The following is a 22172-nucleotide window of genomic DNA, read 5'->3' as shown; positions in this document are numbered from 1 at the left end:
GCCGCCGTCGCAGCGCGCACTCTGCACATCGCCATAGATCATCCGAGCGCTGTGCAGAGCGCGTCCGACCAGGCGCGTGCGGTCGCGCACGAGATGCCCGGCGCCCTGCCCGACCAGGCGGCCGTGCTCGCGAGCGAGCTCGCCAGCAACATCATCAAGCACGCGCGGAACGGCGCCCTGTTCGTGCAGCCGTCACCGCTCGGCGCCGGGCTCGACGTCATAGCCGTCGACTGCGGCCCCGGCATGCCCGACATCGACCTGAGCCTGCGGGACGGGTACAGCACCACCAAGACGATGGGCGCGGGCCTGGGCGCCGCGCGCCGCATCGCCACCGACTTCACCATCCGCTCGGAGGCGGGCCTCGGCACCCTCGCCCACGCCCGTCTGGCCGAACCGGACGCGCGGCGCGTCCCGGCCGCCCCGGGCGCGCTCTGCCTGCCGGCCGACGGGGAGGACGCCAGCGGCGACGGCTACGCGATCGCCGACCACGACGGCATACGGACCGTGCTGGTGATCGACGGCCTCGGCCACGGCCCCGAGGCCGCCACGGCCGCCCGGCGCGCCGAACGGACCTTCCTGGCCAACCCGGCCGCCCCGCTGGTGGACCTGCTCACCGCACAGCACAAGGCGCTGCGGCACACGCGCGGGGCCGCCGTGACCGCCCTGCGCGTCACCGGGAACCGGGCCGAGCACTGCTCCGTCGGCAACGTCCGCACCGTCGTCCTCTCCTCTCGGGGCGTCCACCACCAGCTCACCGGGCAGGCCGGTATCGTCGGCTACACCCTCCCCGCGCCCAGGAGCCGGTTCGTGGACCTGACCCCGCACGCCACCGTGGTCGTCCACACCGACGGGATCGACCACCGCTGGGCGTACGACCCCACCGACGCGCGCCTCACGCTGCCTCCGGCGCTGCTCGCGGCCTCCCTGGCCCACACCCACCGCCGCCGGCGTGACGACGCCACCGTCCTGGCCCTCGGCCCGCACCTGGGAATGAGATGACCCGCGAAACCGTCCGTACCCTCAAGGCCCTGCGGCAGACCGTACGGAGCATCGCCCTGGGACACCGGCTCTCCGCCGACGACCGGGCGCGGCTCGTCCTGTCGCTCAGCGAGGTGGCCGCGTCCGCGCTCGGCGGCGGCCGCCCGGTCACCGTGCTGAGCGGGCGCGAGAAGGGTGAGGACGGCGCCCAACGACTGACCCTCGCCCTGCGCCTGCCCCAGCAGGGCACGGAGTCGCAGGTGTCGACGGACCGGCTGCCGCTGCGCGCACGGACCCAGCCGGACGGCACGTTCGTGTGGGACCTGCCCCTGCCGTCCGGCACGGCGTACGGCCACGGCGTGCCCTTCACCGGACGCCCGCCGACCACGGCGGCCCAGCACGGCGCGAGCGATGTGGCGCTCCTGGAGGAGGAGTTGCGGGCGGCGCTGGCCCGCGCCGACACCCTGGCCGACGAACACCAGCGGCTCAAGCACGAACTGGCCGAGACCAACAGCGGCGTCCTTGCCCTGTACGTACAGCTCGAAGAGCGCGACGAGCAGCTGCGCACCGCGCACGGCCGCACCCTGCGCGCCCTGGAGGACGCGCTGCGCCCGCGGCCCCTGCACGTCGACGGCCTCGAACTGGCCGTGCACTACGCCCCGGCCAGCGACGACGCGCCCACCGGCGGTGACCTCTACGACTGGTTCACGCTCCCGGACGGCACGGTGCACATCACCGTCGTCGACGCGATCGGGCACGGCATCACCAGCACCCGCACCGCGCTGACCGTCACCCACGCGGTGCGCACCCTCGCCCTCGAGGGCCACCCGCTGGAGAGCATCGTGGCGCGGACGGACAACGTCCTGGCGCCCTTCGACCAGAACGTGATGGCCACCCTGCTCCTCGCCCGGCTCGACCCGGCCGACGGGACGCTCACGCTGGCCAACGGCAGCCACCCGCCGGCGCTGCTCGCCCACCCGGACGGCGACGCGTCCTATCTGGAGGTGCGCGGGCGCGGCATCGGCTTCCCGCTGCCCGGCAGCGACCGCGTCCTGACCGCCACCATGGGCGAGGACGACGTCCTGCTCCTCTACACCGACGGCCTCACCGAGAGCCGGCGGGACCCGATCGAGGGCGAGGCCCGGCTCAAGAAGGCGCTGTGCCGGCACCGTCGACGCCCCACCGAGCTGATCCCCGGCCTGCTGGCCGAGGACCTGCTCAGCGACGTGCTCCACCAGGACGACACCCTGGCCATCGCGGTGCGGCGCACGGGGGTCAGTCGGTCACCTCGATCCGACCGTTGACGGCGGCCGGGGCCGGAGCCGGTGCCGGCGTCGGGGTGGCCTGCTTGCCGCCGGTGAGGTTCTTCAGGAGCTCCGCGAGGTCGACTCCCGTGGTGGAGTTGAGGAGTTCGACGCCCTGGGCGACGTTGTCGGCCACCGTACGGGACAGTTGGCTCGCCCCGTCCGTCGAGATCACCGTCAACTTGTCGACCGCGCTGAGCGGCTCGGACGCCTTGGCGACCACGCTCGGCAGGACCTCGACGAGCATCTGCAGCACGGCGGCGTCCCCGTACCGCCCGAACGCGTCGGCCTTCTTGTGCATGGCCTCCGCCTCCGCGGAGCCCTTCGCGCCGATCGCGGCGGCCTCGGCCTCACCCTCCAGACGGACGGCGTCGGCGAGCGCGGCACGGTGCGCCTTCTCGCCCTCACCGGTGAGGCGGGCCCGCTCCGCGTCGGCCTCGGCCTGCTTGACCAGACCGATCCTGCGGGCCTCCGCCTCCTGCTCGGCCCGGTAGCGGGCGGCGTCGGCCGGCTTGCGGACCTTGGTGTCCAACTCGCGGTCGGTCAGGGCCGCCTGACGCTGGGCCACCTTCTCCTGCTCGGAGAGGACGTCCTGCTGCCGCGCCGCCTCGGCGAGCGGCCCCGCGGCACCGGCACGGGCCGCGGCCTCGTCCGTCTCGGCCTTGATCTCGGCCTGCTTGAGCGCGAACGTCCGCTGGGCGATCGCGATCTCCTCCTCGGCCTTCAGGCGCGCCTGCTCGGCGGCGCGGCGCGCCACCGCCTCGGCGATGTCCGCCTCCTGCTTGGCACGGGCGGCCTCCGGACGGCCGAGGTCCTCCAGGTAGGAGCCCTCGGTGGTGATGTCCTGGATCTGGAAGGCGTCGAGGACCAGGCCCTGCCCGGACAGGCTCGCCTCGGCCTCCTCGGCCACCTGCCCGGCGAACGCGGCGCGGTCGCGGATGATGTCCTCCACCGACATCCGCCCCACGATGGAGCGCAGCGCGCCGGAGAGCACCTCCTGGGTGAAGCCGACGATGCCGTCCTGCTGCACCAGGAACCGCTGGGCCGCGGCCCGTATCGAGTCCTCGGTGCCGCCGACCTTGACGATGGCGACACCTTCGAGGTTCGCCTTGACGCCGCGCAGGGTGACCGCGCCGCGCACGGCGATCGGGATGTGCCGCGAGGACAGGTCGAGCGTGAACTTCTGCTGGACGAACGGCACGACGAAGACGCCGCCGCCGACCACGACCTTCTGGCCGCTGTTGTCGGTCATGATCCGGCCGGTGTCCGGGTCGGTGGACTTCTTGCCGCGCCGGCCGGTCACGATGAAGGCCTCGCTGGGCCCGGCCACCTTGTAGCGGGTGATGACGGCGAGCGCCAACAGGACGAGGAGTACGACGACTCCGACGACGGAGATCAGGACTGGACTCATGGTGCATTCCCCCCTGCCACCCGGGGGCGGCAGATCGGTTACGTGATGGTGGTGCGGTCGGTCGGTACGTGACGTGGGTGCTGGGTGCTTGGTGTTGGGTGCCGAGCGGCCGGTGTGGGTGGCGGGCGATGGGCGGGGCGCGGTCAGCGCTCTACGGGCCGTACCGCCACCGACGTCGGCGACAGCGCCGCATCGACCCAGATCTCGGTGCCGCGCGCCACGGCCGCGGAGCTGCGGGCCGCGAACTTCACGGGCTGGCCCGCGAGTCGGAGCAGGACCTCGCCGTAGCCGTCGGCCGGGATCGCGGTGACCACGGAGCCCGCGGTCCCCACCAGGTCGTCGCCGCGCGGGGTGCGGGCGGTCTGCTCACGCATGAGGACCCTGGTGAACTTCCAGGTCACCCAGGCCGCTCCGGTGCCGGCGCAGGTCCCCGCGACGGCGGCGGGGCCCGCGCCCGCCCCGGTCGTACCGAGGACGAGCGCCCCGCCGAACCCGAGCATGGCGACGAATCCGGCGATCACCGGCAGCGAGAGGAGCCCGTCGAAGAGCCCGTCCAGCACGCCGGCCCCCGCGAAGAGCCCTTCGAGCACCCCGTCGAGGACGAGCGAGAGCGCGAGCAGCACGATCCCCGCAATGCCGAGACCCAGAAAGACCGTCATCGGATCACTTCCCCCGTCGCGCCGTTCACCTCGGTACGGGCCGATGCTGACACGACGGACGGGGGCCGCACACTGCCGGGTTCCGGCAATCTTTACGCGTCTTTGATGCCGGTCTGCCGTGTCCGCGACCGGTCACCGTACGCGGGGGCAGGTGCCGCGCCGACTAGGCTGCCGCGCACTATGACCAGCCACAACGCCTTGATCTCCGACTGGCCCGCCGACGAGCGGACGGCGCGCGCCGTCCAGGACGAGCTGCGGGCCCGCGTCGTCCTCGACGAGCCGGGCCCGCCGCCCGGCACCGGACATGTGACCGGGGTGGACGTCGCGTACGACGACGAGCGGGACGTCGTCGCCGCGGCGGTCGTCGTCCTCGACGCCGCGACCCTCGACGTGGTCGAGGAGTCCACGGCGGTCGGCGCGGTGGCGTTCCCCTATGTGCCGGGCCTGCTGGCCTTCCGTGAGATCCCGACGGTCCTCGACGCGCTCGCCGGACTGCGGGCTGACCCCGGGCTCGTCGTCTGCGACGGCTACGGCGTCGCCCACCCGCGCCGCTTCGGGCTCGCCAGCCACCTCGGTGTGCTCACCGGTCTGCCGACGATCGGCGTCGCCAAGAATCCGTTCACCTTCCGGCACGAGGACCCGGCCGACGCGCGGGGGAGTGCGGCGCCGCTGCTCGACGGCGCCGAGGAGGTGGGCCGCGCGCTGCGCACCCGGCAGGGCGTGAAGCCGGTCTTCGTCTCGGTGGGTCATCGCACGAGCCTGGTGGGCGCCTGCGCCCACGTCCTCGCGCTGACGCCCCGCTACCGCCTCCCGGAGTCCACGCGCCGCGCGGACGCCCTGTGCCGTGCCGCCCTGCGCGAGGCCGCCGGGGCGCGGGGCACCCGATGAACGATCAAAATCAGACCGGGTTAGCATATGAGCGCCGCCTAGCTCGAAAGATACTCCTGTGACTGTCAATGACGACTCGTTCACCAATTGGAAGCACCGCGAGGAGATCGCGGAGTCGATGATCCCGATCATCGGGAAGCTGCACCGCGAGCGGGACGTCACCGTCCTGCTGCACAGCCGCTCCTTGGTGAACAAGTCGGTGGTCAGCATTTTGAAGACCCACCGATTCGCCCGGCAGATCGCCGGCGAGGAGCTCTCGGTCACCGAGACGCTGCCGTTCCTGCAGGCTCTCACCACCCTGGATCTCGGCCCCTCGCAGATCGACCTGGCCCTGCTCGCGGAGGCCTACAAGGCCGACGACCGCGGCCTGACCGTCGAGCAGTTCACCGCCGAGGCCGTCGCCGGTGCCATCGGCGCCAACAAGGCCGAGGGCGGCGCGGGCCGCGACGTCGTCCTGTACGGCTTCGGCCGCATCGGCCGCCTCGTCGCCCGGCTCCTCATCGAGAAGTCCGGCTCGGGCAACGGTCTGCGACTGCGCGCCATCGTCGTGCGCGGGGGCGGCGACCAGGACCTCGTGAAGCGCGCCTCGCTGCTGCGCCGCGACTCCATCCACGGTCAGTTCCAGGGCACGATCACCGTCGACGAGGCGAACGGCACCATCGTCGCCAACGGCAACGAGATCAAGGTGATCTACGCCAACGACCCGTCCGAGGTCGACTACACGGCGTACGGCATCAAGGACGCGATCCTGGTCGACAACACCGGCAAGTGGCGCGACCGCGAGGGCCTCTCCAAGCACCTGCGCCCGGGCATCGACAAGGTCGTCCTGACGGCCCCCGGCAAGGGCGACGTCCCGAACATCGTGCACGGCGTCAACCACGACACGATCAAGCCGGACGAGCAGATCCTGTCCTGCGCCTCCTGCACCACCAACGCGATCGTCCCGCCGCTGAAGGCGATGGCCGACGAGTACGGCGTGCTGCGCGGCCACGTGGAGACCGTCCACTCGTTCACCAACGACCAGAACCTGCTCGACAACTACCACAAGGCCGACCGCCGGGGCCGCTCCGCGCCGCTCAACATGGTCATCACCGAGACGGGAGCCGCCTCCGCCGTCGCGAAGGCGCTGCCCGACCTCAAGGCCCCGATCACCGGCAGCTCCATCCGCGTGCCCGTGCCGGACGTCTCGATCGCCATCCTCAGCCTGCGCCTCGGCCGTGAGACCACCCGCGACGAGGTCCTCGACCACCTGCGCGACGTGTCGCTGCACTCGCCGCTGAAGCGGCAGATCGACTTCACGACGGCGCCGGACGCCGTGTCGATGGACTTCGTCGGCTCGCGCCACGCCTCGATCGTCGACGCCGGCGCCACCAAGGTCGACGGCGACAACGCGATCCTCTACCTCTGGTACGACAACGAGTTCGGCTACTCGTGCCAGGTCATCCGGGTCGTCCAGCACGTCTCCGGAGTCGAGTACCCGACGTACCCGGTGCCGGTGCTCTGATCCCACCGGTCAAAGGGGCCCCGCACGGCGACGTGCTGGGCCCCTTGGTGCTTTCGTCCTACTGGCGCACCGACGCCACGCGGAACGACAGGCCCCTGGCGCGCAGCCGCTCGATCAGCGCGTCGCCCATCGCCACCGCGGGAGTGACCTGTCCCGCCGTCTCCGGCAGCTCGTCGAGCGCCAGGCACAGGGCGGACTCGCCGAGCATCCGCGCCGTCTCGTCGTACCCCGGGTCGCCGCCGGACACCTCGGTGAACACCCGCTTCCCGCCGCCCTCGCCGACGAACCGCACCGTGAACCACGACGCGGCACGGCGCGCCTCGCTCGGGCCGTCCCCCGGCTTGAGCCGGTCGGACAACCAGCGCCGAACGGGTGGCAGTTGGGCGACCGTCAGCAGTCCGGCGAGGCCGATCGGGCCGCCGAGGGCGACCGGCAGCGACTTCACGGCCGCGTAGTGCCGGTAGCGGAAGTCCGGTCCGTACCGGTCGATGGCCCGCGCCGAACGCTGCACCACCTGCGGGTCGATCGTCGGCAGCGGCAGGGCCCAGGCGCCGACCTCGCCGGCGTACCGGGGCGCCCCCACCGGCGCGTACGCCGTGCGGCCCACCAGGCGCGGCTCGTGCTGCTTGCGCTCCTTCGCGGCGGCCAGCATCTGCCGTCCCCGCGCGAACTGGCCCAGCGCCGAGGCGAAGGTGCCGCCGGAGAACTGGGCGCCGACCCGGACGAACCCGTCGACGCGCAGCGGCACGCCCTCGGGCAGCTGCTTGACGGTGAAGTACGCCCCCAGGTCGTGCGGGACCGAGTCGAAGCCGCAGGAGTGCACGAGCCGCGCGCCGGTCTCCCGCGCGCGGGCGTCGTGCCGCACGTACATGAGGTCGACGAACTCGGGCTCACCGGTCAGGTCCACGTAGTCCGTGCCCGCCTCGGCGCAGGCCGCGACCAGCTCCTGCCCGTAGTTCAGGTACGGGCCGACGGTCGACGCGACCACGCGCGCGTCGGCGGCCATCTCGCGCAGGGACGCGGGATCGGCCACATCGGCGTGGACCAGGGGGAGTTCGGCGCAGACCGGGTCGATGGCGGCGAGCCGCTCCCGCAGTGCGTTCAGTTTCGCGGGATCCCGCCCCGCGACGGCCCAGCGCACGCCTTCGGGGGCGTGGCGGGCCAGATGTTCCGCGGTGAGCACTCCCACGAAACCCGTCGCTCCGAAGAGCACGATGTCGTACGCGCGATCACTGTTCTTGCCGTCGTGACTCTTGTTGCTTCCACCGGTCATGGCAGTCATGGCACCTCTCCGCCGTGCGCCCCGTGCAGTTGTGGGTGGCCGAGGCTAGCGTGCGAGGAACCGGCGGCGGCCGGGGGCCCCACCCGACGGGCCTCACACCCCCGGCGCCGTGCGGACGGTGATGCCGTGCCGCTCGAACAGCGCCGCGGTGACCCCGTCGCCCGCCACCAGCTCACCCTCGAACGACCCGTCGTACACCGCGCCGCGCCCGCACGACGGGCTGCGCGGCATCAACAGCGCCTCGGTGCACCCGGCGTGCCGCGCGGCCGCGAGCGCGCGCCGCGCTCCCGCGACGAATTGCGCCGTCACGTCGTGCCCGGTGTCGTCGACCACCCGCGCGGTGCCGTCCAGGACGTCGTGGCCGTCGCCGCCGACGAGCTCGGCGGGGCGGCGCGGCGTCGGCAGGCCCCCTGCGGCCTCGGGGCAGAACGACACGACCGCGCGGCCGGCGACCGCCTCGTCGAGCTCGGGGGACGCCTTGTCGCGGCCGTCGTAGCGGCACGGAACGCCCCGCAGACACGCGCTGACCAGTACGGAATCCATGGCCTCAGGCTAGGCCCGACACGGCTCGGGAGGGGCGCGGGCCCGAAATTGGCTAAGCGCTTGCTCGTCAGGGGCTTGTGCGCGGTGGAACACGTTCTTAGCATCACTGGTGTTACATCAGTTGTGTCATAGTGCTGGGGGCTCAATGGCTGTGCCGGGCAAGGACGTTCACGGGCCGCTGGCCGGGGTGCGCGTGGTGGAGCTCGCGGGCATCGGGCCCGGCCCGTTCGCGGCCATGCTCCTGGCCGACCTCGGCGCCGACGTGGTGCGCGTCGACCGCCCGCGCGGCGGCGGCCTCGCCATCAACCCCGAGTACGACGTGACCAACCGCAACAAGCGCTCGGTCGTCGTCGACCTGAAGGCCCCCGACGGCCCGGCTCGTGTCCTCGACCTCGTCGACCGCGCCGACGTCCTCATCGAGGGATACCGGCCGGGTGTCGCCGAGCGTCTCGGCGTCGGCCCCGCGGAGTGCCACACCCGCAACCCGAAGCTCGTCTACGGCCGGATGACCGGGTGGGGCCAGGAGGGTCCCCTCGCGCAGCGCGCCGGGCACGACATCGCGTACATCGCCATCACCGGCACCCTAGGCATGATCGGCAACCCCGGCGAGCCGCCCGCCATCCCCGCGAACCTGGTGGGCGACTACGCCGGCGGCTCGCTCTATCTCGTCGTCGGCATCCTCGCGGCGCTGCACCACGCGCGCGTGCACGGCGCCGGGCAGGTCGTGGACGCCGCGATCGTCGACGGCACCGCGCACCTCTCCGCGATGATCCACGGCATGCTCGCGGCGGGCGGCTGGCAGGACCGGCGCGGCGCCAACCTCCTCGACGGCGGCTGCCCCTTCTACGGCAACTACGAGACCGCGGACGGCGGCCACATGGCCGTCGGCGCCCTTGAGCAGCAGTTCTACGACGAGTTCATCGGACTCCTCGGCCTCGCCGACGCCGCGCCCGCCCGCAAGGACCTGGCCCGCTGGTGCGAGCTGCGCGAGGCGGTCGCCGCCCGCTTCAAGGAACGTACGCGCGAGGAGTGGACGGCCGTCTTCGAGGGCTCCGACGCGTGCGTGGCGCCCGTGCTCTCGCTGCGCGAGGCCCCCGGCCACCCGCACCTCGCCGCCCGCGGCACCTTCGTCGACCACGGCGGCATCACCCAGCCGGCCCCGGCCCCCCGCTTCTCCGCGACCCCGACCCAGGTCCGCACGGGCCCCGCACAGCCCGGCGCCGACACCGCGGAGGTGGCCCGCGACTGGGACGTACCGGCCCTCGCGGAGCCGTCGCAGCCCGCCGAGCCGTCGAAGGAAGCCGGGCCCTCGAAGGATCAGGACGACCACTGATGGAGATCTCGGCACCGCTCGCCTACGCGGGCGACCCGCGCGAGGCGGCCGACGGCCTCGCCGCCCTGGAGTCCGCGGGCCTGGACGCGGTCTGGGTCGCGGAGGCGTACGGCTTCGACTCGCCCACGATCATGGGCTATCTCGCGGCGCGCACGGAACGCATGAAGATCGGCGCCGCCATCCTCAACGTGTACTCCCGCACGCCCGCCCTGATCGCCCAGACCGCCGCCGGGCTCGACGCCGTCTCCGGCGGGCGCGCGATCATCGGCCTGGGCGCCTCGGGCCCGCAGGTCGTCGAGGGCTGGCACGGCAAGGCGTACGACAAGCCGCTCGGCCGCACCCGCGAGACCATCGAGCTGACCCGCCGCATCCTGCGCCGCGAGGTCATCGACCACCACGGCATCACGGACATGCCGCTGCCCCCGGAGAAGGGCGGCAGGCTCGGCAAGCCACTGAAGATCCTCACCCGGCCGGTCCGCCCCGAAGTCCCGCTCTACGTCGCCTCGCTGGGGCCCGCCAACGTGACGATGACGGCCGAGATCGCCGACGGCTGGCTGCCCACCCTCTTCATCCCGGAGAAGGCCGACCAGGTGTGGGGCGCCGCGCTCGCGGCCGGCCGGGCGCGGCGCGACCCGGCCCTCGGGCCGCTGCGGACCGTGGCCGGGGGATTGCTCGCCATCGGCGACGACGCGGCGGCCGTCCGCGACCTCGCCCGCCCGCAGATCGCGCTCTACGTGGGCGGCATGGGCGCCAAGGGCAAGAACTTCTACAACGACCTCGCGGTGGCCTACGGCTACGAGAAGGAGGCCGCGCTGATCCAGGAGCTCTACCTCGCCGGAAAGAAGAGGGAGGCCGAGGCCGCCGTCCCGGACGAGTTCTGCGAACTGATGTCGCTGTGCGGACCCGAGGGCTACGTGCGCGAGCGCGTCGAGGCCTTCCGCGCGGCCGGCGTCACCATGCTCAACGTCATACCCGTCGGCCCCGAGCCGGCCAAGTCGATCGAAACCGTCAAGGGCTGGCTCTAGCAGGGCTCGCTGGTTCACCGAGGGCTCCAGGAGGCCACGTACAGATGAAGCGGCAGATCTTCTCCGCCGAGCACGACGCGTTCCGCGAGACGGTGCGCACCTTCCTCGCCAAGGAGGTGCTCCCGCACTACGAGCAATGGGAGAAGGACGGGGTCGTCTCCCGCGAGGCATGGCTCGCGGCAGGCCGACAGGGACTGCTTGGCCTCGCCGTCCCCGAGGAGTACGGGGGCGGCGGCAACGACGACTTCCGCTACTCCGCCGTGCTCGCTGAGGAGTTCACGCGCGCGGGCGCCGCCGGACTCGCGGTCGGCCTGCACAACGACATCATCGGCCCCTATCTGACCTCGCTCGCCACCGAGGAGCAGAAGCGGCGCTGGCTGCCCGGCTTCTGCACCGGCGAGACCATCACGGCCATCGCGATGACCGAGCCCGGCGCGGGCTCCGACCTCCAGGGGATCCGCACCACCGCCGAGGACCGCGGCGACCACTGGGTGCTCAACGGCTCCAAGACGTTCATCTCCAACGGCATCCTCGCCGACCTCGTCATCGTCGTCGCCAAGACCTCCCCGGAGGGCGGCGCGCACGGGCTGTCCCTGCTCGTCGTCGAACGCGGCACGGCGGGCTTCGAGCGCGGCCGCAACCTCGACAAGATCGGCCAGAAGGCCCAGGACACCGCCGAGCTCTTCTTCCACGACGTCGTCGTCCCCAAGGAGAACCTGCTCGGCGAGCTGAACGGCGCGTTCATCCATCTGATGACGAACCTCGCGCAGGAGCGCATGGGCATCGCCGTCGCCGGGATCGCCGCGGCCGAGCACCTCCTGGAGATCACCACGACGTACGTGAAGGAGCGCGAGGCCTTCGGACGGCCGCTGGCCAAGCTCCAGCACATCCGCTTCGAGATCGCGGAGATGGCCACCGAGTGCGCCGTCACCCGCACCTTCCTCGACCGGTGCATCGTCGACCACGCGAACGGGGAGCTCGACGCCGTGCACGCGTCGATGGCGAAGTGGTGGGCCACCGAGCTGCAGAAGCGGGTCGCCGACCGCTGTCTGCAACTGCACGGCGGCTACGGCTACATGGCGGAGTACCGGGTCGCCAAGGCCTTCACCGACGGACGCATCCAGACGATCTACGGCGGCACGACCGAGATCATGAAGGAGATCATCGGCCGTTCCCTCCTCGGCTGACCCACAGCGCAAACCCGCACATACCAGACCCGCACCCTCCCGGACACCCTCGAAAGGCACACGCGTGACCACCGAAGCGTACGTATACGACGCGATCCGCACCCCGCGCGGACGCGGCAAGGCCAGTGGGGCCCTGCACGGCACCAAGCCCATCGACCTCGTCGTCGGCCTGATCCACGAGATCCAGGCCCGCTTCCCGGAGCTCGACCCGGCCGCCATCGACGACATCGTCCTCGGCGTGGTGGGCCCGGTCGGGGACCAGGGCTCCGACATCGCGCGGATCGCGGCCATCGCCGCGGGGCTGCCGGACACGGTCGCGGGCGTCCAGGAGAACCGCTTCTGTGCCTCGGGTCTGGAGGCCGTCAACCTCGCCGCGATGAAGGTCCGCTCCGGGTGGGAGAACCTCGTGCTCGCGGGCGGCGTCGAGTCGATGTCGCGGGTGCCGATGGCCTCGGACGGCGGCGCCTGGTTCGCCGACCCGATGACCAACTTCGAGACCAACTTCGCGCCGCAGGGCATCGGCGCCGACCTGATCGCCACCGTCGAGGGCTTCTCGCGGCGCGACGTCGACGAGTACGCGGCCCTGTCCCAGGAGCGCGCCGCCGCGGCCTGGAAGGACGGCCGGTTCGGCAGGTCCGTCGTGCCGGTCAAGGACCGCAACGGACTCGTCGTCCTCGACCACGACGAGCACCTGCGCCCCGGCACCACCGCCGACTCCCTCGCGAAGCTCAAGCCGTCCTTCAAGGACATCGGCGACCTGGGCGGCTTCGACGCGGTCGCGCTGCAGAAGTACCACTGGATCGAGCAGATCGACCACGTCCACCACGCGGGGAACTCCTCCGGCATCGTGGACGGCGCGTCGCTGGTCGCGGTCGGCAGCAAGGAGGTCGGCGAGCGGTACGGGCTCGCTCCGCGCGCGCGGATCGTCTCCGCCGCCGTGTCCGGCTCCGAGCCGCTGATCATGCTCACCGGTCCCGCGCCCGCGACGCGCAAGGCGCTCGCCAAGGCGGGGCTCACCATCGACGACATCGACCTCGTCGAGATCAACGAGGCGTTCGCCGCGGTGGTGCTGCGCTTCGTCAAGGACATGGGGCTGTCCCTGGACAAGGTGAACGTCAACGGTGGTGCGATCGCGTTGGGCCACCCCTTGGGGGCCACCGGGGCGATGATCCTGGGCACGCTCGTGGACGAGCTGGAGCGGCGTGACCTCCGGTACGGGCTCGCGACGTTGTGCGTGGGCGGGGGCATGGGCATCGCCACGATCGTGGAGCGGCTGTAGGGCGGCCACGCGCCGTAGGGGCTGGGGTGCGCTGCCGGCCGCGGGCCCGTCGTGGCCGCTCGCGCAGTTCCCCGCGCCCCTGAAAGCGCACTCCGTGCGCCCCTCATGAGGCGCGGCGCAACCGCATGCCTCACCTCCCTGCACGAACAGACTTCACGGAGATACACATGACCGAACGCACCACCATCCGCTGGGAGCAGGACGACACCGGTGTCGTCACGCTCGTCCTCGACGACCCCAACCAGTCCGCGAACACCATGAACCAGGCGTTCAAGGACTCCATCGCGGCCATCGCCGACCGCGCGGAGGCCGCCGTCGAGGCCGACAAGGACGCGATCCGCGGCTTCATCTACACCTCCGCCAAGAAGACCTTCTTCGCGGGCGGCGACCTCAAGGACATGATCAAGGTCGGCCCCGAGAACGCCCAGCAGGCGTTCGACACCGGCACCGAGATCAAGAGGTCGCTGCGCCGCATCGAGACCCTCGGCAAGCCGGTGGTCGCCGCCATCAACGGCGCCGCGCTCGGCGGCGGTTACGAGATCGCCCTCGCGTCCCACCACCGCGTGGCCCTGGACGCGCCCGGCTCCAAGATCGGCCTGCCCGAGGTCACCCTCGGCCTGCTCCCGGCCGGTGGCGGCGTCACCCGCACCGTACGCCTCATGGGCATCACCGACGCGCTCCTCAAGGTGCTGCTCCAGGGCACCCAGTACAACCCGAAGCGCGCCCTGGAGAACGGCCTCGTCCACGAAGTGGCCGCCACCCGCGAGGAGATGATCGAGAAGGCCCGCGCCTTCATCGACGCCAACCCCGAGTCGCAGCAGCCCTGGGACAAGCCGGGCTACCGCATCCCGGGCGGGACCCCGGCCCACCCCAAGTTCGCGGCGAACCTGCCCGCGTTCCCCGCCAACCTCAAGAAGCAGACGGCGGGCGCCAACTACCCGGCGCCGCGCAACATCCTCGCGGCCGCCGTCGAGGGCTCCCAGGTCGACTTCGAGACCGCGCTGACCATCGAGGCGAGGTACTTCACCGAGCTGGTCACCGGCCAGGTCGCCAAGAACATGATCCAGGCGTTCTTCTTCGACCTGCAGGCCGTCAACTCCGGCGCCAACCGCCCGGCGGACGTCGAGCCGCGCCAGGTCCGCAAGGTCGCCGTGCTGGGCGCCGGGATGATGGGCGCGGGCATCGCGTACTCGTGCGCCCGCGCGGGCATCGACGTCGTCCTGAAGGACGTCTCCGCGGAGGCCGCCCAGAAGGGCAAGGGCTACTCCGAGAAGCTCTGCGCCAAGGCCGTGCAGCGGGGGCGCACCACCCAGGAGAAGGCGGACGCGCTGCTCGCCCGCATCACGCCGACCGCGGACCCGCAGGCCCTCGCCGGCTGCGACGCGGTGATCGAGGCGGTCTTCGAGGACACCTCGCTCAAGCACAAGGTGTTCCAGGAGATCCAGGACGTCGTCGAGCCGGACGCGCTGCTGTGCTCCAACACCTCGACGCTGCCCATCACCACGCTCGCCGAGGGCGTCTCCCGCCCCGTCGACTTCATCGGCCTGCACTTCTTCTCGCCGGTCGACAAGATGCCGCTCGTCGAGATCATCAAGGGCGAGCGGACCGGCGACGAGGCGCTGGCCCGCGCCTTCGACCTGGTGCGCCAGATCAACAAGACGCCGATCGTCGTCAACGACTCGCGCGGCTTCTTCACCTCGCGGGTCATCGGGCACTTCATCAATGAGGGCGTCGCGATGGTCGGCGAGGGCATCGAGCCCGCGTCCGTCGAGCAGGCGGCGGCCCAGGCGGGCTACCCCGCCAAGGTGCTCTCCCTGATGGACGAGTTGACGCTCACGCTGCCGAGGAAGATCCGCAACGAGACGAAGAAGGCGGTCGAGGAGGCCGGCGGCACCTGGCCCGGCCACCCGTCGGACGCCGTCATCGACCGCATGGTCGACGAGTTCCAGCGCCCCGGCAGGAGCGGGGGAGCGGGCTTCTACGAGTACGTGGACGGCAAGCGGGACCGCCTCTGGCCGGGCCTGCGCGAGCACTTCACCAAGCCGGGGCACGAGATCCCGTTCGTCGACATGCAGGAGCGCATGCTCTTCTCCGAGGCGCTCGACACCGTGCGCCTCTTGGAGGAGGGCGTCCTGACGTCGGTCGCGGACGCCAACATCGGCTCCATCCTCGGCATCGGCTTCCCGGGCTGGACGGGCGGCGTCCTGCAGTACATCAACGGTTACGAGGGCGGCCTGCCCGGCTTCGTGGCCCGCGCACGGGAGCTCGCCGAGCGCTACGGAGAGCGGTTCGCGCCGCCCGCCCTGCTGGTCGAAAAGGCGGAAAAGGGGGAGAAGTTCAGCGACTTCTGACCTTGTCGTGACTCCGGTTCCGCCTGGTCGGGGGCGGAACCGGAGGCATCGCCCCCGGGTCGTATCCTGCCGGAGAGCATGATCACGACAATCGAAGAGGTGACCGCTGTGCGGTTCACGACAGGGGGAACGGCGCGGGCAGTCGGCGTCGGGGTGCTGGTCCTCTCGCTGGCCCTGACGGGCTGCGAGGGCAAGAAGGACAAGAAGAGGGGCAAGCACAAGGCGTCGTCCTCGCACGGCCGCACCGTCGGCGGCGCGTCCGGCGGCAGGGCCGCGGGCACGGGTTCGCTGAGCGCCGCGCGCCGGGCCGAGGCGATCCTGCCGCCCCTCGGCACGATGCCCGCCGCCCTGCGCCACGTCAGCACCGAACTGCACAGCCGCGCCAAGGCGCCCTCCGTGTGCAAGGACCCGGGCGGCAAGTGCAGGGGAGCCGTGGCCAACGGCCGGGTGGGCTACCGGAGCGGCGACAAGGCCGAGGGCGCCGGTTACGACGTGATCGTCTACAAGAACGCGCGGGCCGCCGAGCGCGCCTTCACCGCCTGGCAGAGCTACGCGCAGAACAACAAGCACGAGGTCACGGTCCTTCAGGGGCCGCCGCACGGCGACGCGAGCCTCATGTACGGGTACGAGAGTCCCTCGCGCACGAACACGCTGACGATGGTGATCCGCCAGGACCAGTACATCGGCGCGCTCGACGTACGGGACACCTCCGGGGCGCTGGCCGCCAGGACCGGCATGACGGCCCTGTCCAAGGTCTACGCCAAGCGGCTGGTGCAGGCGACGCAGGACGAGACGCCGAGCGCGACGGCCGCGCACGTCAAGGTGTGACCGTCACGGCATGATCGTCAGCTCGGCGCTCGTGACGAGGTACGGGGTGGCTCAGCCGTCCTTGAGCCATTCCCGCAGCTCCTCCTTGAGGGAGCGCTGAAAGGCCGTGACCAGCGCCTGCACCACCATCGGCTGCATGTGGGCCGAGAGGGACCGCATCGCCGCCACGTGCTCGGGGTCGGACTCGCGCTCGCGGTAGGGCTCCCAGACCTCGTCGCGGAAGAGCCGCGACAACTCGTGCGCGGCCGACCGCGTGTGCTCCATCAGGACCGTGCGCGCCGCCAGGATCGTCTCGTGCGCGATGGGCACGTCGAGGAGCTGCACGCCGAGGCGGAGCAGCCCCAGGTCCACGCGGTACGTCCCGGGCGACCGGGTCAGGGCCACCACCCCCATCGCCGCGAGCCGCTCCAGGTCCTCGTCGCCGAGCGCGCGGCCCGCCCTGCGCTCCAGCTCGGCATGGGACACGTCCTCCGCCGAGTCGGGGGCCCAGGAGGCCACCACGGCACGGTGGATGGCCAGATCGTGGGCGCTCAGGTCGGCCGGCAACTGCTCCAGGTACCGCTCGATGGCGGCGAGCGTCATGCCCTGGAGCTGCAACTCCTCGATGAGCGCGAGCCGTGACAGGTGCTCGCGGCCGTAGTGGCCGACGCGGCGCGGACCGATCACCGGTGGCGGCAGCAGCCCCTTGGTCCCGTAGAAGCGGATCGTACGGACCGTGACGCCCGCGCGCGCGGCCAGTTCGTCGACCGTGTACGTCGGCTCCCCGCCGTCGGCGGGCTCGGTGGTGTCGGTGGCCTCGGTCTCCGTGGTGTCCGTCGTCATGACGGCGCCCTCCCTCCCCGGCCTGCTCTCCGGACGTCTCCCCGTGGGTGCAGCGATCCGGCGCGTACCGGGGCGTGCAGCAAACCAGTGCAACAGTATTGCTGGCACACCAGTGTTGTGAAACCCTCCGGGCCAGTTACGTGCACGTCCACCGCTCGGCCACTCGCTCCTCACGCACCCGTCCGCTCACGCACAGCCGATGGCGCCAGGAGGCGGTCATGACCACGATTCCGCGACGTCCCGGGGACCCCGCCGACACCACGCTCCCCGCCCTGCTGCTCCGCAATGCCGAGGAGCACGGAGATCTTCCCGCCCTCTCCTGGCGCGCCGGGGCCCAGTGGTCGACGCTGACCTGGCGCGAGGCGCGCCGCAAGGTCGCCGTCCTCGCCGCCGGTTACGGCGCGCTCGGGGTGCGGCGCGGCGAGCACGTCCTGATGATGATGGGCAACCGCCCGGAGCACTGGCTGAGCGATCTTGCCCTCGTCCACCTCGGCGCCGTCCCCGTCACCGTGTACGGCACCGCCGCCCCCGAACAGGTCGCACACATCGTGCGGCACAGCCGGGCCCGCTTCGCGATCGTCGAGGGCGCCGGTGAACTGCCGCGCTGGGAGCCCCTGTTGGCCGACGACACGGCGCCGCTGGAGCGTTTGGTCATCGTGGCGGGCGCCGAGGCGAACGGCCACCGCACGTACGGCTCCCTGCACGCCACGGGCGCACGGCTCCTCGACCCCGAGGCCTTCGAGAAGTCCTGGCGCGAGATCCGCCCCGCCGACCCGCTCACCGTCGTCTACACCTCGGGCACCACGGGCGACCCCAAGGGTGTCCGCCTCAGCCACCGCAACGTCCTCCTGAACGGCACCGCCCTGGACGCCGTCGTCGAGTTCCCCGAAGGCGTCGGGCACATCTGCTACCTGCCGTTCGCACACATCGCGGAGCGCCTGCTCGGCATCTACCTGCCGGTGCTCCGCGCCGCCCACGTCCACCTCTGCGCGGACCCGTCCGAGGTGGCCGCCACCGCCCGCGAACTGCACCCCTTCCAGTTCTTCGGCGTCCCGCGCGTGTGGGAGAAACTGGCCGCCGCCGTGCGGGCCGCGCTCGCCGGGCTGCCCGCGGAGCGGCGCGCCGCGGTCGAGGCGGCGAACGACACGGCGCGCGCCTACGTCGCCTGCCGTGAGCGCGGCGAGGAACCCGCCGCCGAGCTGCGGGCCGCGTACGACGAGGCCAAGCGTGAGGTGCTCGACCCGCTGCTCGCCCTCGCCGGTTTCGACCGTCTGGTGTGGACCGCGAGCGCGTCGGCGCCGATGCCGCCGGACGTGTCCCGGTTCTGGGCCGGCTTCGGACTGGTGATCATGGACGCCTGGGGGCTCACCGAGACCTCCGGTGTGGTCACGACGAACAGCCCCGATCGGTTCCGGCTCGGTTCGGTCGGCCGGCCCCTCGACGGCCTCGAGGTACGCATCGCCGACGACGGCGAGATCCTGGTGCGCGGCGCGACGGTCTTCGACGGCTACCTGCGGGCCGACGGCGGCGTCGACAGCGCCTGCGACGCGGACGGCTGGTTCGCCACCGGCGACATCGGACGGCTCGACGCGGACGGCTACCTCTGGCTCACCGACCGCAAGAAGGAAATGATCGTGACCTCGACGGGCAAGAACGTCTCGCCCGCCCTCGTCGAGAACGCGCTCAAGGAGCACCCGCTGATCGGCCAGGCCCTCGTCCACGGGGACGGCCGCTCGTATCTGGTGGCGCTGCTCGTCCTCGATCCGGAGCTGGCGCCCGCGTGGGCCGCCGCGCGCGGGATCGAGGGGGACCTGGTCGCCCACGAGGCCGTGCGGGCGGAGGTGGCGCGGGCCGTGGCGGCCGCCAACGCGCGCCTGAACCGCACCGAGCAGATCAAGCGGTACCGGCTGCTCGCCGAGGAGTGGGGCCCGGCGACGGGCGAGCTCACGCCCTCGCTGAAACTGCGGCGCCGGGTGATCCGCGAGAAGTACGAGCAGGTCATCGACGCCTTGTACACCCCCTGATCATCATGTGAGAAGTTCCGCTATGTGACGTGCGCCACCGCGTGGGGGGCGGTGCGTGAGGGAAGGTGTCCCGTCGGTCCGCGCACGTCAGGGGTGTCGCGGGCCGGAGCACATCCGGACCCCGGAGCTCTTTCCGGGCACCAGAGAGTAGATCCACCCGTGAGCAAGGAAGCCGTAGATTCGGCCGTCCTGGACGCATCCCGCACAGATGCGTCGCAGGCCCCCGCGGACGCGGGCGACGCCGGTTACAGCAAGGACCTCAAGGCCCGTCACGTCAACATGATCGCGATCGGTGGAGCGATCGGCACCGGCCTCTTCCTGGGGGCGGGCGGCCGCCTCCACTCGGCGGGCCCCGCGCTCGCCCTCGCGTACCTCGTCTGCGGAATCTTCGCGTTCTTCGTGGTCCGGGCGCTCGGCGAGATGGTTCTCTACCGTCCCTCGTCCGGTTCGTTCGTCTCGTACGCGCGCGAGTTCCTCGGGGAGAAGGGCGCGTTCTTCGCCGGTTGGATGTACTTCCTCAACTGGTCGACCACCTGCATCGCCGACATCACGGCGATCGCGCTCTACACCCACTACTGGAGCTTCTTCACCGAGATACCCCAGTGGGTCCTCGCGCTGATCGCCCTCGCGGTCGTGCTCTCGGTGAACCTCATCTCGGTGAAGTACTTCGGCGAGATGGAGTTCTGGTTCTCGATCATCAAGGTCGCCGCGCTGAGCGCCTTCATGATCATCGGCATCTGGCTCCTTGCCAGCCAGCACAAGGTGGGCGGCGAGACGCCGGGCCTCAACATGATCACCGACCACGGCGGCCTCGTGCCGAACGGTGTGATGCCGGTCGTGATCGTGATGCAGGGCGTCGTCTTCGCGTACGCCTCGCTCGAACTGGTCGGCGTCGCGGCGGGCGAGACCGCCGAGCCCCAGAAGATCGTCCCGCGCGCGGTGAACTCCATCATGTGGCGCGTCGGCCTCTTCTACGTCGGCTCCGTGGTGCTGCTCGCGCTGCTGCTGCCCGGCTCGCTGTACTCGGCGGACCAGAGCCCGTTCGTGACGGTGCTCTCCAAGATCGGCGTCCCGGCCGCCGGCGACGTGATGAACTTCGTGGTCCTCACCGCGGCGATGTCCTCGCTCAACTCCGGCCTGTACTCCACCGGCCGCATCCTGCGCTCGATGGCGATGGCGGGCTCCGCGCCGAAGTTCACCGCCAAGATGAACCGCAACCAGGTTCCCTACGGCGGCATCCTGCTCACCGCCTCGCTGGGCGTCGTCGGCGTCGGCCTCAACCGGGTGGTCCCGGGCAAGGCCTTCGAGATCGTCCTCAACGTGGCGTCGCTCGGCATCATCGGCACCTGGATCACGATCATGGTGTGCCACCTCGCCTTCGTGCGCAGCGCGAAGCGGGGCGAGATCACCCGGCCGAAGTTCCAGCTCCCGTTCAGCGGCGTCACCGAGTACGTGACGATCGCGTTCCTGCTGGTCGTGCTCGGCCTGATGTGGAAGGACGCCGAGGTCGGCCGCAAGACGCTGTTCCTCATCCCGGTCGTGGGCCTGGCCCTGGTAGCGGGCTGGTTCGGCGTCCGCCGCAGGGTGGGCCGCGAGGCGCAGGGGCTCACGGGGCCGAAGGATCTGTAGCGGCGGATCGCCAGCGCACGGCGCTGGGGACCGATAGCAGGGAGCGCCACTGTCAGTGGTGGCCCCTACGGTGGCGTCATGTCGGAGATCACGTATGTCCGGGGTGACGCCACCGCGCCGTTCGGCAAGGGCGTCAAGCTGATCGCCCACGTCTGCAACGACCTCGGGGGCTGGGGGAAGGGCTTCGTGCTCGCGGTCTCGCGCCGCTGGCCGGAGCCGGAGCGGGCGTACCGCGCCTGGCACCGGGAGCGGGCCAAGAACGACTTCGGGCTGGGCGCCGTCCAGTTCGTCGACGTGGGCCGTCGCGTCTGGGTCGCCAACATGGTGGGGCAGCGGGGGATGCGCACGGGCAGCAAAGGCGTCCCCGTGCGGTACGAGGCGATCGACACCGCCCTCGCCACGGTGGCCGACAAGGCCGAGGAGCTCGGCGCCGGGGTGCACATGCCGCGCATCGGCTGCGGGCTGGCCGGCGGCACCTGGTCCCGTATCGAGCCGCTGATATCCGAGCGCCTGGTGGCGCGGGGGATCGCTGTGACGGTGTACGACTTCGGGGACTGAACCGGTGCCGGGCACCTGGTCCGGTGCCGGACAACTGGTCCGCAGGTGTGCGTTGTTGTGCACGGATGAGCGGGTAGAGCACCGACATGCAGCTCCTCCCCATGGAACTCGGGCCGATCGGATCGGTCGGGCCGGTCGGTCCGAAGACGCAGGCTCTGGCGTTCGCCGCCGTCTTGTGCGGCGCCCTGTGCGGTGTCCTGGGCCTTCTCGCCGGACGCTTCCTGCATCGCGCCGGCGGCGAACCCGCCTCCGCCAGCCCGCCGGTTCGGGGGACGGTGTTCTCCGAGGGCCGGGGTGAGGTCCGACGTCATGCGGAAGAGACTGAGGGGGAGGGTGACGGCGGGAGCGACGGTGCGCTAGCCACCGGGCAGGCCAGGGGAGAGGCAGAGCGCGCCGCCGCGGAGGCCGAGCTGCGCGGCCGGGTCTCCGAGTGGGCGTCCGAGCTGGCGAACCGCATCGCCTCCGAGCCGCTCATCGGCCCGCCCCGGGCGCCGGACACCGGCGGGCCCGCGGCACGGCCGCCCGGCGAGCCCGCGGCACCGTCGCCCGGCGAACCGTAGACCCTGT

The 22172-nt window shown here is 71.8% G+C and carries 19 protein-coding genes; 14 read left to right on the top strand and 5 right to left on the bottom strand.

Going from position 1 to position 22172, the window contains the following annotated elements:
• Positions 1-51: 51 nt before the first annotated feature.
• Both ACZ6CV_RS15275 and ACZ6CV_RS15270 read left to right on the top strand, forming a co-directional pair.
• Positions 52-999 carry a SpoIIE family protein phosphatase gene (locus ACZ6CV_RS15275; protein WP_469251240.1) on the top strand — a complete coding sequence of 316 codons (948 nt, stop codon included), beginning with the start codon at positions 52-54 and terminating at the stop codon, positions 997-999.
• The gene (locus tag ACZ6CV_RS15270; RefSeq protein WP_469251239.1) at positions 996-2282 is read left to right on the top strand and encodes a PP2C family protein-serine/threonine phosphatase; all 1287 of its coding nucleotides are present in this window, start codon (positions 996-998) and stop codon (positions 2280-2282) included. The genes ACZ6CV_RS15275 and ACZ6CV_RS15270 overlap by 4 nt, the downstream gene beginning before the upstream one ends.
• Here the strand turns inward: ACZ6CV_RS15270 and ACZ6CV_RS15265 are convergent.
• Together ACZ6CV_RS15265 and ACZ6CV_RS15260 are read right to left on the bottom strand one after the other, a co-directional pair.
• Positions 2254-3693 (bottom strand): flotillin family protein, encoded by a 1440-nt coding sequence (locus ACZ6CV_RS15265; protein ID WP_469251238.1) that lies wholly within the window; start codon positions 3691-3693, stop codon positions 2254-2256. The genes ACZ6CV_RS15270 and ACZ6CV_RS15265 overlap by 29 nt on opposite strands.
• 143 nt (positions 3694-3836) lie before the next feature.
• On the bottom strand, positions 3837-4352 hold the full coding sequence (locus tag ACZ6CV_RS15260; protein WP_358707126.1) for a hypothetical protein: 516 nt from the start codon (positions 4350-4352) through the stop codon (positions 3837-3839).
• Positions 4353-4532: 180 nt separating this feature from the next.
• On the opposite strand from ACZ6CV_RS15260, the gene ACZ6CV_RS15255 reads away from it, so the two are divergent.
• Together ACZ6CV_RS15255 and ACZ6CV_RS15250 are read left to right on the top strand one after the other, a co-directional pair.
• The gene (locus ACZ6CV_RS15255) at positions 4533-5240 is read left to right on the top strand and encodes an endonuclease V (protein ID WP_469251237.1); all 708 of its coding nucleotides are present in this window, start codon (positions 4533-4535) and stop codon (positions 5238-5240) included.
• A gap of 58 nt (positions 5241-5298) precedes the next feature.
• Positions 5299-6744, top strand: a complete 1446-nt coding sequence (locus ACZ6CV_RS15250) for a glyceraldehyde-3-phosphate dehydrogenase (protein WP_362360971.1) — start codon at positions 5299-5301, stop codon at positions 6742-6744.
• A 58-nt stretch (positions 6745-6802) separates the two neighbouring features.
• On the opposite strand, the gene ACZ6CV_RS15245 is transcribed toward ACZ6CV_RS15250, so the two are convergent.
• Both ACZ6CV_RS15245 and ACZ6CV_RS15240 read right to left on the bottom strand, forming a co-directional pair.
• Positions 6803-8017, bottom strand: coding sequence for a saccharopine dehydrogenase family protein (locus tag ACZ6CV_RS15245; protein ID WP_469251236.1), 1215 nt, complete (start codon positions 8015-8017; stop codon positions 6803-6805).
• A gap of 102 nt (positions 8018-8119) precedes the next feature.
• Positions 8120-8569 (bottom strand): 2-thiouracil desulfurase family protein, encoded by a 450-nt coding sequence (locus ACZ6CV_RS15240; protein ID WP_469251235.1) that lies wholly within the window; start codon positions 8567-8569, stop codon positions 8120-8122.
• Between the two features lie 145 nt (positions 8570-8714).
• Here ACZ6CV_RS15240 and ACZ6CV_RS15235 point away from each other — a divergent pair, with 145 nt between their 5' ends.
• The 6 genes from ACZ6CV_RS15235 to ACZ6CV_RS15210 all read left to right on the top strand — a co-directional run bounded on the left by ACZ6CV_RS15235 (position 8715) and on the right by ACZ6CV_RS15210 (position 16572).
• Positions 8715-9902 carry a CaiB/BaiF CoA transferase family protein gene (locus tag ACZ6CV_RS15235; RefSeq protein ID WP_469251234.1) on the top strand — a complete coding sequence of 396 codons (1188 nt, stop codon included), beginning with the start codon at positions 8715-8717 and terminating at the stop codon, positions 9900-9902.
• Complete coding sequence (locus ACZ6CV_RS15230) at positions 9902-10927, top strand: LLM class F420-dependent oxidoreductase (protein WP_469251233.1); 1026 nt, start codon at positions 9902-9904, stop codon at positions 10925-10927. Before ACZ6CV_RS15235 ends, ACZ6CV_RS15230 begins: the two co-directional genes overlap by 1 nt.
• Before the next feature lie 44 nt (positions 10928-10971).
• Positions 10972-12114, top strand: coding sequence for an acyl-CoA dehydrogenase family protein (locus tag ACZ6CV_RS15225; RefSeq protein WP_469251232.1), 1143 nt, complete (start codon positions 10972-10974; stop codon positions 12112-12114).
• A 64-nt stretch (positions 12115-12178) separates the two neighbouring features.
• Positions 12179-13393, top strand: a complete 1215-nt coding sequence (locus ACZ6CV_RS15220; RefSeq protein ID WP_469251231.1) for an acetyl-CoA C-acetyltransferase — start codon at positions 12179-12181, stop codon at positions 13391-13393.
• A 167-nt stretch (positions 13394-13560) separates the two neighbouring features.
• Entirely contained in the window at positions 13561-15744 is a 2184-nt protein-coding gene (locus ACZ6CV_RS15215) for a 3-hydroxyacyl-CoA dehydrogenase NAD-binding domain-containing protein (RefSeq protein ID WP_469251230.1), read from the top strand.
• A gap of 78 nt (positions 15745-15822) precedes the next feature.
• Entirely contained in the window at positions 15823-16572 is a 750-nt protein-coding gene (locus ACZ6CV_RS15210) for a hypothetical protein (RefSeq protein WP_469251229.1), read from the top strand.
• Positions 16573-16623: 51 nt separating this feature from the next.
• Here the strand turns inward: ACZ6CV_RS15210 and ACZ6CV_RS15205 are convergent, their stop codons facing one another.
• Positions 16624-17394 (bottom strand): MerR family transcriptional regulator, encoded by a 771-nt coding sequence (locus ACZ6CV_RS15205; protein WP_469251228.1) that lies wholly within the window; start codon positions 17392-17394, stop codon positions 16624-16626.
• 218 nt (positions 17395-17612) lie between these two features.
• Between ACZ6CV_RS15205 and ACZ6CV_RS15200 the strand changes: the two genes are divergently transcribed.
• The 4 genes from ACZ6CV_RS15200 to ACZ6CV_RS15185 all read left to right on the top strand — a co-directional run bounded on the left by ACZ6CV_RS15200 (position 17613) and on the right by ACZ6CV_RS15185 (position 22165).
• A complete protein-coding gene (locus ACZ6CV_RS15200) occupies positions 17613-19418 on the top strand; it encodes an AMP-dependent synthetase/ligase (protein ID WP_469251227.1) in 1806 nt (601 codons plus the stop codon).
• A 159-nt stretch (positions 19419-19577) separates the two neighbouring features.
• Positions 19578-21047, top strand: coding sequence for an amino acid permease (locus tag ACZ6CV_RS15195; protein ID WP_469251226.1), 1470 nt, complete (start codon positions 19578-19580; stop codon positions 21045-21047).
• 78 nt (positions 21048-21125) lie between these two features.
• The gene (locus tag ACZ6CV_RS15190) at positions 21126-21605 is read left to right on the top strand and encodes a macro domain-containing protein (protein WP_359323311.1); all 480 of its coding nucleotides are present in this window, start codon (positions 21126-21128) and stop codon (positions 21603-21605) included.
• A gap of 86 nt (positions 21606-21691) precedes the next feature.
• On the top strand, positions 21692-22165 hold the full coding sequence (locus ACZ6CV_RS15185; protein ID WP_469251225.1) for a hypothetical protein: 474 nt from the start codon (positions 21692-21694) through the stop codon (positions 22163-22165).
• The last annotated feature ends 7 nt before the right edge of the window (positions 22166-22172 follow it).

The sequence above is a fragment of the Streptomyces sp. NPDC041713 genome (assembly GCF_055591085.1).
The sequence above is the reverse complement of the archived record's forward strand: the minus strand, read 5'-3'. Positions and strand labels throughout refer to the sequence as shown.